This window comes from Chitinophaga filiformis (assembly GCF_021646545.1).
Lineage (GTDB): Bacteria > Bacteroidota > Bacteroidia > Chitinophagales > Chitinophagaceae > Chitinophaga > Chitinophaga filiformis_A.
The window spans coordinates 194,180-204,745 of sequence record NZ_JAKIRP010000007.1 but is presented as its reverse complement, the minus strand read 5'-3'; the positions used below and the strand labels follow the sequence as shown (position 1 = coordinate 204,745).

Sequence of the window (10,566 nt, the reverse complement as noted above, 5' to 3'; positions counted from 1 at the left end):
GCTATGGATAAATTGATCAGATCTTATGAGCAAACGTATGGTAAGCCCGACACTTTAATAGCCTTAGAGTCGGAGCAGGGCGATGCCAGTTTCCATGTTGCAGTAAAAAATCCTATGCGCGATCAGGGGATGCCGGAAAGCACCATTACTTCGCTGGGTTTATCTGCCCTGTCTGATCATGACGTGGAGTTACATATCGACGTGATTGGTAAACGTGCGAAAAAGGCGATCGAAGAAACAGGCGCATTCTTTTATAATTTTTATCAGGAACTGATAACAGCAAAAGAGATCACTCCGGGAAGTATTTACAGGAATGTCGAAGTGCCAGGGTTTGATGGTATGAATGCTGTCGTGATCGTAAATAAAGGATACCTGGAGCCTGAGTGGCTGGATCCTGAGAAGGAAGCGGGAAGGTTAATGACCATTATGCCCTTGTTTGATGAGGAAGCGGACGAATTGGAGCGTTTACCTGTAACGTTACGGGAATTGTTCCTCCGCAAATCACAATTGCCTGTAGCGGATCCAAAGCGGGAAAAAGACTCAGTTGTTCACCTGGCTGTAAAGCGCTTGTGGCAGAATATTGCTGACTGGTATGAAGAGCACAAAGTAAAAGACGCGGCCCAGTTGATCAGTGCTTTAAAAGGAAAGAAAACAGATGCTCCTGCAGCAGCACTGGAGAAGAAATTGAAGATCGACTTACCGGAAGACTTCAGGGCATCCTTCAATATTGTGCATGAAAGGATCGCAGTAGGGGAATATACATTGTATGATGAAAAAAGTACGGTGAAGACAGCTGCTGATATGAATGGGTTGAATGCTGAAGGTGCCTTTAAAAAGGCGCAGAAGAAGGTGACAAAGGATACGCGTCTGCAACAGGTATGGTGGCATGAACAATGGATACCGGTGGCAGTGAATAGTTATAATGACCATATCTGTATTGACATGGCGCCAGGCAAGGCCGGCACTCCCGGGCAGGTGATCTCGCGGTACAATGATGTAGGTCCTGATCCAACGGGTCACATCTGCTTTTACCAGTGGCTGGACGAGTATTATAAGGAGCTGAAGCGTGGTGTATATGAAGTAGATGAACACGGGCATATTTTGATGAAATAGGTGCATTAACGGTCGTTGACCACTTTTATTACCCCAAATGATATGTTGATTATTTCCATTGCTATACAAAAAGGTGGATCCGGCAAAACCACTACTGCCCTCAATCTTGCAGCAGCCCTGCAACGGATGGGAAAAGAAGTGCTGCTTGTTGATCTCGACCCTCAGGCTAATCTCACCCAATCCATGGGCATCTCTGACGATATGGACCTGAGTGTCTACGAACTGCTTAAGCAGGCGGCTACCGGTGAACTGGTAGATGCGCAGCAGGCCATCGTGCATACGGGTGTGTTGCCATTGATACCTGCCAACCTGGAACTTGCCAGCGCCGAACTGGAACTGGTAAGTATGTTTGGCCGTGAGCAGCTGCTGAACCAGATCTTGACCCAACTGGGAGACGCTTATGATATAGTCGTGATTGACTGTCCGCCGGCAGTTGGTATGTTGACCGTCAATGCCCTTACGGCAAGCGACTATGTACTTATGCCCCTGCAGGCAGAATTCCTGCCATTTAAAGGTGTACAGCGTTTCATGAAGAATGTGCAGCTGATCAAAAAACAACTTAACAGGAAACTGGAAATACTGGGTCTTGTATTGACAAAGTTTGACGAGCATAAAAGCATGCACAAACAGATACGAGCACAGTTGCAGGAGATGTATCCGGATAAAGTACTGGCGTCCGGCATCCGCAGTAACATATCCCTGGCCAGGGCGCAGGAACAGGCGAAGGATATCTTCTCGTTTGACAATACTGCCAATGGTGCGAAAGATTACCACGCATTGGCCACAGAAATAGCAGAACGCCTTAACAGTGGCGGAGCAGTGGCTCCGCTGCATTTAAATCGATAGATATGAAAATGAATAGTCGTCGCTATCGGAGACATCGTAACCCCGAAAAAACAGATCAAAAGGAAGGGCCTTTCTTCAGCCCAACCTCAAACGCTATACAAACAAAAGAAGACGCTTTCTTTCAACCTAAACTGGCTGTCGGTGAGCCGGGAGATCAGTATGAGCAGGAAGCGGATTCCGTGGCCGATAAAGTGGTAAATAAACAACCGGCACGCGGTACTGCCGTGCAAAGGAAGGAGATATCTGCTGTACAGGCCATGCCGGAAAAGAAAGAAGAAGAGAAGCAGGTGCAGAAGAAAGGCATGAATGATAAGAAAGAGGAGGAAAAGCCTGTGCAGAAAAAGTCAGCGCCTGATAAAAAAGAAGAAGAGACGCCTGTGCAGAAAAAAGGTGATAAGGGTAAGGAGGAAGAGCTATTGCAAAAGAAAGCATCACCAGAAAAAAAGGAAGAAGAAAAAATAGTACAAAAGAAAGGCGATAAGGCTAAGGAAGAGGAGCAACTGCAGAAAAAGGCGGCACCCGATAAAAAAGAAGAAGAGAAACTTGTGCAGAAGAAAGAAGAGCCTGAGAAAAAGCCCGCCGCAGATGAAGTGCTTAAAGAAGAAAAAGAAGAAGAGAAGAAGGGTGGAACACCTTCCTTGATGGCAAAAGAAAACAACTCCAGCGGCGCACGTGAAGGAAGTGATCAGCTGGCGCAACAGCTGAAGGATCAGCGGGGAGATGGCGCATTGCTTCCCCGCGACGTGCGTAACGAGATGAGCGAGTCAATAGGTGCCGATTTTAGCAATGTACGCATCCATACAGGAGAGAAGGCGGCAGCGCTGAGCGATGAAATAGGTGCACAGGCCTTCACACATGGTAATGATGTGTATTTCAACAGCGGTAAGTACGATACAGATTCTTCCGCTGGTAAACACCTGCTGGCACATGAACTGACACATGTGGTGCAACAGGGAGCTGCGCCTGCAATAGAAGGAAAGGCATCTTCCGTCCCGGCAGCACATGCAACGCCGGGGGTACAACGTGAGATCTCTACACCCTTGCCGGAGGGCGTGAAGCCTGATGAGCAATCGAAAATAGCTTATTTCCCCATTGGCAGTTTTAAAGTGGAGATAAGACCGGACCGGAAAGCGAGGGAGGATGAAAATATTCCAGCCGATCGTGCTTTTACCAGTGGTAGTATTGACGCTCAGATTTCCTATGAACTTAACAGACAGAATAAAGTAACAAGAGCGACCATTTCAAAGACCCTGATCATTGAGACTATTTACGGCGCTAACGCGACGTCTAAAGGTGAATCCGGCTATGGCCGTGGGTTTATCAAGTCTGATAAAGAGAAGGGAAATACGTCGCTGGGTTTCCATGAAGGGAATCATGGTATTGATTTCATGGATTATATAAAGACACATCCATTCCCGGAAATAGTCATCAGGACGCCGATCACTGAGGCCGCGTTTGAAACGCTAAAAGCTGAGTGGGAGATAAAGCGCCGGGCATATGTTGCTGATATGCTGGCGACCAGTGAGACGAAGACTGATAAGGTGACGGATCCCCCTGCTCCGGCAGCACCCTGATAGTATGTTTATAAGCTGTTACCCATATATGATGATACAATAGGTACCCGTAAATGATATAGTTGATATAAACTGTCCGACCCCAATGCAATGATAAAAGCCACCGATACAAAAAGTACGGCCAGTAAGGCTAAACAGCAGCAATCCTCAGATAGATCTTTCTTTGGGAAAGAGGAGGGAAACAGTGCGTTTTTCGGAGAGAAGGAAACGGCAAAGGAGCCGTTTTTCGTGCAGCGGAAGCTTACTGTTGGTCAGCCTGACGACCCGTATGAAAAGCAGGCAGACCAGGTTGCGGATAAAGTTGTGCAGCGTATGAGTCAGCCAGCTGCTGACCGGACAAAGGCAGCAGCTACTGCGGGAAGTACTGTAACCGCTGCTCATGCGCCTGCATTAAGCCAGTCGGAGAATCTGCAGATGAAAGGACAGGAAGGGAAGGAAGAGTTGGGAGAAGAGAAGCAGTTGCAGCGAAAACCGGTATTTGATAGTATGGCTGATCAGGGCGAGGACCAGGTACAACGGAAAGAGAATAATACTGCTGACACAAAGAGTAGCAGTAATGCGGGGTTGGAGCAGCGGCTGCAGCATTCAAAAGGTTCCGGATCACCATTGCCTGCCGAAACGCGACAGGCTATGGAGTCTTCCATGGGAGCCGACTTTAGCGGTGTGCGTGTACATACGGGCAAAGAAGCTGCATCATTGAGTAATGATCTGGAAGCACAGGCTTTCACACATGGCAATGATATATATTTCAATGAAGGTAAGTTTGATACGACCAGCAGTACGGGCAGGCATCTGCTGGCACATGAACTGACCCATACTGTGCAGCAGGGTGCTGCTGTGCAGAAAAAGGCGATGCCGGAAACCGAAAGTACCGCTACAGATGTTGTGCAACGCGCACCTGCACCCGCAGCACCAGCTGCCGTTGCGCCCGAAGGTGTACAGGCAGCGGGTGAAGTAGTGGATGTGTCATCAGGAACATTTAATCCTTCGGCCGCCCTTAGGGAAGCCATTGTAGCGGCAAAAGGTAAAGGTTTGGACGTGAACATCACGGCTGGTAAGACAGCCGGGGCAGGTGTTATAAGAGTGAGGGAGAAGGATGGTGTACTGGAAAGCCTGAAGAATGCCTATCTGCCGCTGAATATGCCAATGTTCAGCGCAGCTGATCCGGTGCTGGCCGTACGCATAGCCAATGATCAGGTGAGTGGTTTTGCGACTATCGGAAAAAGCAATACACCGGAAGCTATTCCGCAATGGCTGCGTAAGAATGGAAAAGCGCTTGGTTGGCTGACGGGTATAGATGTAGAGAATGTGCTATCAAAGTCCACCAATACATTTGAAAATGGCGCCTTCACTTTTACGCTCAATGGTATCAAGGTGAAAGTGGGTGGTTTTGCGAACGCCACGATGGACCTGGGATTTGCAAATATGCAGCCCACAGCGCATGTGGTGGCGGATATGGATATTAAAGGAATGGCCCAGGGTAACCTGGACATTACGTTACTGGAGGGGAAGATGTCAGGAGAGGGCAGTTTTGGTGTGAATATGGGAGCCGGCGCATTCTCTGGTAATATAGAAGCGAAGTTTATAGATGGTATATTGGACGTGAAAGGCACCGTAGGTTACCAGGGCGATAAGTTAAGTGGTTCGGTAACACTGGTGATGACAGACAAGGAAACGGCCGATAATTTCGCTGTGACGGCCCTGGGAGGCATGAAGCCGGAAGAAGCCAGCTTACCTCCCGAAGTACCCGCAGCAACGGGTAAAGGCGCAAGGGGTATAGCTGGTATGGGTAATCTTACTTTCCAGATGACGGACTGGTTTGCGGGCACGGTAGATGTAATTGTAGATGGAAAAGGGTTTGTAACAGTAGTGGGTAAGATTGCTCCGCCGAAAGAGATCATCCTGTTTGAACAGAAAGATTATACGAAGGAATTGTTCAAGATGGAGGCGCGTGCGGCTTATGGTGTACCGGTACTAGGTAACGTGTTTGTATTCGCGAATATGGGATTAAGTGCGCTGGCGAAAATAGGCCCCGCGAAGATCCACCAGATAGAAGTGAAAGGAACTTATTCGAATAATCCTGATATAGCGAGGGAGATAACATTGGCCGGTTCCCTGAACATGTCTGCTTATGCCGGCTTGCGTTTACGTGCAGAAGGTGGTGCAGGCGTGGAAATAGCAGATCATGATTTGAAGATTGGAGTAGGTCTTAATGCTGATGCAGGTGTGAAAGGTTATGTGCATGCAAGGCCTACGATCGGTTACCGTGATCCGGGAGAGTTCTTCTTCAAGGGACATATGGAGATAGCGGCACAGCCGTTCCTGGGATTGAGTGGAGATCTGTTTGTGGAACTGGATAGTCCGTGGTGGTCTCCGGCACCGGATAAAAAATGGACCTGGCCTATTGGTGCGCTTGAATATCCACTGCCCGGAGAATTTGGTATAGGAGCGGATATGGAATATGTGCTGGGATCGGGTAAAGTACCAGATATTACTTTTAGCGAGGCGAAGTTTGACGGTGAGAAATTCATGACCGACCTGGTGAATGATCATGTACCCCCTAAGAGCGGCGCAGGTGAGAAAGAGAAGCCGGGTACCTTTGTGGATGGCGGCGCAGGAGATGTGGCACCAGCTGCGGGAGCCCCGCCAGCTGCAGCTGCTGGTGATAAGTCGGCCGCAGGAGCTCCACCTGTTGCAGCCGGAGCAGGTGCGGCGGGAAAAGGTGGCGGCAGTAATGAGAAAGACGCAGGTAAGGAAAATCCTGATGAGATGAAAAACTTCGCCGGTGCGATGAAGAAGCTGAAGGAACTGGAAGGGCATAAGCCTATGAAGAAGGCAGAAATAACATTAGCAGTAGAGAACATTAAGAAACAATTCAATACACCCGGAATCAGTTTTGCGCCGCAGGGCAATGATATGTGGATTGTCAGTGGTGCTATTCAGGGTAAACCTAATAATCAATCTGTGAAGGTGAAGGCCGATATGGCGCCGGGAGAGGAGAATGAGAAGAAAGAGACAGATAAAGATAAACAGAAGAAACTGGAGGCCGGATTGCAGGCATTTGAAAACGTGGAAAATGATTACCTGACGAATGATAAGATCACATATGAAGAGGCCCAGAAGGTAGCCGCGACGGTAAAAGCGGGTCATGATGATGTTTTCAAATCTATCACAGTCATTGATGGTGGTGAAACGTGGGATTACAACTATATACAGACCAGTAAAAAGGGTGGGCATAGAAAAGACAGAGGAGAAGATGATGGGTATGATGACGACGAACGGTCTGATAAGAAGAAGCGCAACGCCGGAAGACGCCAGCATGTAGACCAGGCTGCGGAAGTAGAACAGGCAGTTGGATTCCAGAATATCAATAAGCTGGTCCCGACAGTAGAGCAGGTATTGTCGCGAATAGAAGGGTCGCGGGCTTTTACAGAAAGGTTCGGGACTGTGGTGCGTTTTTCATTCAGAGATAAGCCTACACCAGCTACACCTGTCCATCATGATAGTCATCTGGGGCCGTGGAAGGATCAGACACGTTACTACGGTACGGTTTGGAATACTGATGGAGAAGTTATCGACATTTCAATTAACTGGAATCATGTCGAAGGCAGGATAGGAGATATTCATAAATCCAGTGAAAAGCCATGAGTTGAATATAAATAAGTAAGCATTAGCCGACGAAAATAAGTAGTAGAAATAGTATCAAATTATGATTGATAACACCAAGAATGCAGCAGCCTTACAGGAATACCTTTCATGGCTGCAGACCGAAATGCGGAAGCGCTTAACCCAGTATTTTGGCGCTGAAACCGGCACCACACCTATGATTCCCGACGAGAGTATCCAACCAGGCAGTTCCTGGCCTGATGCACCATTGACAAAATTCATCCTTGACAATGAGCTGGATAAAGACGCACAATTACTGCTCATCATGGCTTTAGCCCCCCATATCAATGCGGTGTTCTTTGAAAATCTCATTCATGAACACCTGGTAGACAAGGGTGACTTTCCCCTGATAGGTTGTGTGAAAGGAACACAGTTCCGTGGATTACTGCCCACCGGCGATACTTTGCTGTTCCTGCTGGCGGGTACCGACCTTTCTGCACGTATCACCAAGATGCAGTTGCTCAGTGAAACCCACATCTTCGCCAAACGACAGGTATTGTGGGTTGAGAAGCCGGAAGAAGGAGAACCGGCTATGAGTGGAAAGCTGGTGATGTCGCAGGAGTACATTGACCTGTTCCTGACAGGCTCCTACGCGAAACCCCGTTTCGGGAATGACTTCCCGGCAGAGAGCATCACGACGCCGCTGGATTGGCCGGACCTGGTGCTGAATGCACAGACCATGGAACAGCTGCATGAGCTGAAGAAATGGCTACGTCTGAAAGATAAACTAAGAGCTACGAATAAACGTCTGAAACCTGGGTATAGGGCATTGTTCTATGGTCCGCCGGGAACAGGTAAGACCTTATCTGCCTGTCTGTTGGGCAAACGCGATCCTGCAGAAGACCCTGACAATATGCAGGAGGACTTTGATGTGTTCCGTATCGACCTGTCGCTGGTGGTATCCAAGTTTATCGGGGAAACAGAGAAAAACCTGTCCCACTTATTTGATAAGGCAGAGCACAAGAACTGGATACTCTTCTTTGATGAGGCAGATGCTTTATTTGGAAAGCGTACGAATATCAGGGATGCGCATGATAAATATGCCAACCAGGAGATTGCCTATTTGTTACAACGTATAGAGAATTATAATGGCCTGGTGATACTGGCGTCCAACTTCAAGAACAATATTGACCCCGCCTTCTCAAGGCGTTTCCAGTCCATTATACAATTCCCGATGCCAAACCAGGCAGAGCGTCTGCAACTGTGGAAAATGATCCTGCCGGATAATATGATGGAGAAGGAGGGGATACTGGAAAAGGTATCTGCCGTGCATGAGATCTCCGGTGCGTCTATTATCAACGTTGCACAGTATTGTTTCCTGAAGAATATGCAGCCGGATGGAAGTATTTCACCGGTGTCTGCCGTTGACCTGGAAGAAGGGCTTGTGAGAGAGTTTAACAAGGAAGGCAAGATCTATAAGTAAAGGCTGATAAATGAATCCGGTGGATGCTTAAATAGCATCAGGGCAGGCCAAACCTTCATTACAAAATGAGGGAGTTTTTGACTAATTTGACCGTTCTTATTTTCCGGATTTATCAGCTAAAATCTTATATATGAAGCGTTTCTTTTTGCTATTGGCGTTGTGTTATTCACTGGCGGATGTTACCCTGTATGCACAAACAAAACCTCTTCCCCGTATTGCTATTGCCGGCCTGGGGATAGAGTCGAGTACGTTCTCTCCTGCATTAACAAAAGAAGAGGCGTTTCATGCAAGATATGGCGCGAACGTATTCAATGCGTATCCCTTCTTTGGGGTAGATTCCCCTTTGCGTCACCGGGCGGTATGGGTACCTGCATTGGTGGGCAAATCTTTGCCGGGAGGAGCGGTGACCCGTGAAGCGTATGAGTCACTGGTGAAACAGACACTGGATTCATTGAAGAAGAATGCGCCCTACGATGGTTTGTTCTTCGACATCCACGGCGCTATGAGTGTGGTCGGGCTGGACGATCCGGAAGGGGATTTCATTACCCGTATCCGTAAGGTAATTGGTAATAAAACCATTATCTCCACTTCCATGGACCTGCATGGCAATGTCTCCTGGCGGCTGGCGGAAAATACTGACCTGATCACCTGTTACAGGATGGCGCCACATGAAGATGCGATGGAAACCAAACAACGGGCGGTGGTGAACCTGCTGGAGCGCATAGAAAGCGGTAAGGGGAAGCCTGCATTTAAAGCCTGGATCCCCATCCCTGTACTTCTCCCTGGCGAAAAGACAAGCACGCGTATAGAACCTGCGAAAACAGTATATAAAGCCGTAGCGCCGGCTGCAGCACAACCAGGCATCATTGACGCCGCTATATGGGTGGGTTATGCCTGGGCAGATGAACCACGTAACCACGCTGTCGTAATGGTGACCGGCGATGACAAAGAAAAAGTAACGCGTACTGCCGAACAGCTGGCAAAAAGCTTCTGGGACGCGCGTTTTGGATATTCTTTCGTGGCGCCTACCGACAATCTGCAGGGTAGCCTGGACAAGGCCATTGCCAGTATCAAACGTCCATTCTTTATCAGCGATTCCGGCGACAACCCGACTGCGGGTGGCGCCGGCGATGTGACCTGGACTTTGACGGAGATCCTGAAACGGAAGGAATTCCAGTCAGAGAATGGTCCTTCACTGATCTATGCTTCCATTCCCGGTCCTGAGCTGGTGAAAAAAGCGATGGCAGTGGGTGTAGGTGGTCATGTGGATGGCTATGCCGGTGCTGCTGTGGATGCACGCTATGCACCGCCTGTACGGCTGTCAGGTACTGTGACATCCATCGAAAAAGGCGACAGGGATGCTGAAGTGGAAGTGGTGGTGAAGGTAGGGAGTGTGCATGTGATCGTTACGCAGAAGCGTAAGCCTTATCATAAGGAAAGGGATTTTACAAGACTGGGACTCAATCCCAGGAAGTCAGATATTGTAGTCGTGAAGATCGGTTATCTGGAGCCTGAGTTGTATGCCATGAGGGCTGACTGGATACTGGCGCTGACGCCGGGTGGGGTCGATCAGAACCTTGAGCGGCTGCCTTATAAGCGGATTGAGCGGCCGATGTTTCCGCTGGATAAAGACATGAAGGATCCGGATCTTTCGGCCAAGCTGGTGCCGTCGTTGGATTAATTACGCTAACTAGCTTCGGTTATTGTCAATTATTCACGCTAAGTAGCTCCGGTTTCAGTATGGGATGTCGGTCGGCGCCTCTCTGGAAGGCGATTGGGCGTTGTCAAGCGAATGGGATGATGAATATCCATTGAACACCACCTGTCGTGTGGCCGGAGAGCCGAAGGCCCGACATTCCCATCTGAAACCGGGTGCTACTTTCGCTCTCCCTATTGCTGATTATGCGGCCTCTTGATATGGAGGGTTGTGAGCGGAATTGCAGT

7 protein-coding genes are annotated in these 10,566 nt (G+C 48.7%); all 7 read left to right on the top strand.

Annotation, left to right across the window (positions count from 1 at the left end; all coding sequences use genetic code 11):
* Positions 1 to 3 precede the first annotated feature (3 nt).
* The 7 genes from L3C95_RS18835 (at position 4) to L3C95_RS18805 (ending at position 10,538) form a co-directional block, all read left to right on the top strand.
* Positions 4 to 1,113, top strand: a complete 1,110-nt coding sequence (locus L3C95_RS18835) for an SMI1/KNR4 family protein (RefSeq protein ID WP_236389939.1) — start codon at positions 4 to 6, stop codon at positions 1,111 to 1,113.
* Positions 1,114 to 1,155: 42 nt separating this feature from the next.
* Positions 1,156 to 1,959, top strand: a complete 804-nt coding sequence (locus tag L3C95_RS18830) for a ParA family protein (protein ID WP_236389929.1) — start codon at positions 1,156 to 1,158, stop codon at positions 1,957 to 1,959.
* Positions 1,960 to 1,961: 2 nt separating this feature from the next.
* Positions 1,962 to 3,533, top strand: a complete 1,572-nt coding sequence (locus L3C95_RS18825) for a DUF4157 domain-containing protein (RefSeq protein WP_236389927.1) — start codon at positions 1,962 to 1,964, stop codon at positions 3,531 to 3,533.
* Between the two features lie 90 nt (positions 3,534 to 3,623).
* Positions 3,624 to 7,181, top strand: a complete 3,558-nt coding sequence (locus tag L3C95_RS18820) for a DUF4157 domain-containing protein (protein WP_236389913.1) — start codon at positions 3,624 to 3,626, stop codon at positions 7,179 to 7,181.
* A 61-nt stretch (positions 7,182 to 7,242) separates the two neighbouring features.
* Positions 7,243 to 8,622 (top strand): ATP-binding protein, encoded by a 1,380-nt coding sequence (locus L3C95_RS18815; RefSeq protein WP_236389910.1) that lies wholly within the window; start codon positions 7,243 to 7,245, stop codon positions 8,620 to 8,622.
* A 130-nt stretch (positions 8,623 to 8,752) separates the two neighbouring features.
* Positions 8,753 to 10,303: a M81 family metallopeptidase gene (locus tag L3C95_RS18810; RefSeq protein WP_236389904.1), complete on the top strand. Its 1,551-nt coding sequence runs from the start codon at positions 8,753 to 8,755 to the stop codon at positions 10,301 to 10,303.
* 64 nt (positions 10,304 to 10,367) lie between these two features.
* Positions 10,368 to 10,538 (top strand): hypothetical protein, encoded by a 171-nt coding sequence (locus L3C95_RS18805; protein WP_236389900.1) that lies wholly within the window; start codon positions 10,368 to 10,370, stop codon positions 10,536 to 10,538.
* The last annotated feature ends 28 nt before the right edge of the window (positions 10,539 to 10,566 follow it).

Coding starts and splice junctions, on each gene's coding strand:
- L3C95_RS18835 (WP_236389939.1), top strand. CDS start 4: ATGGATAAATTGATCAGATCTTATGAGCAAACGTATGGTAAGCCCGAC.
- L3C95_RS18830 (WP_236389929.1), top strand. CDS start 1,156: ATGTTGATTATTTCCATTGCTATACAAAAAGGTGGATCCGGCAAAACC.
- L3C95_RS18825 (WP_236389927.1), top strand. CDS start 1,962: ATGAAAATGAATAGTCGTCGCTATCGGAGACATCGTAACCCCGAAAAA.
- L3C95_RS18820 (WP_236389913.1), top strand. CDS start 3,624: ATGATAAAAGCCACCGATACAAAAAGTACGGCCAGTAAGGCTAAACAG.
- L3C95_RS18815 (WP_236389910.1), top strand. CDS start 7,243: ATGATTGATAACACCAAGAATGCAGCAGCCTTACAGGAATACCTTTCA.
- L3C95_RS18810 (WP_236389904.1), top strand. CDS start 8,753: ATGAAGCGTTTCTTTTTGCTATTGGCGTTGTGTTATTCACTGGCGGAT.
- L3C95_RS18805 (WP_236389900.1), top strand. CDS start 10,368: ATGTCGGTCGGCGCCTCTCTGGAAGGCGATTGGGCGTTGTCAAGCGAA.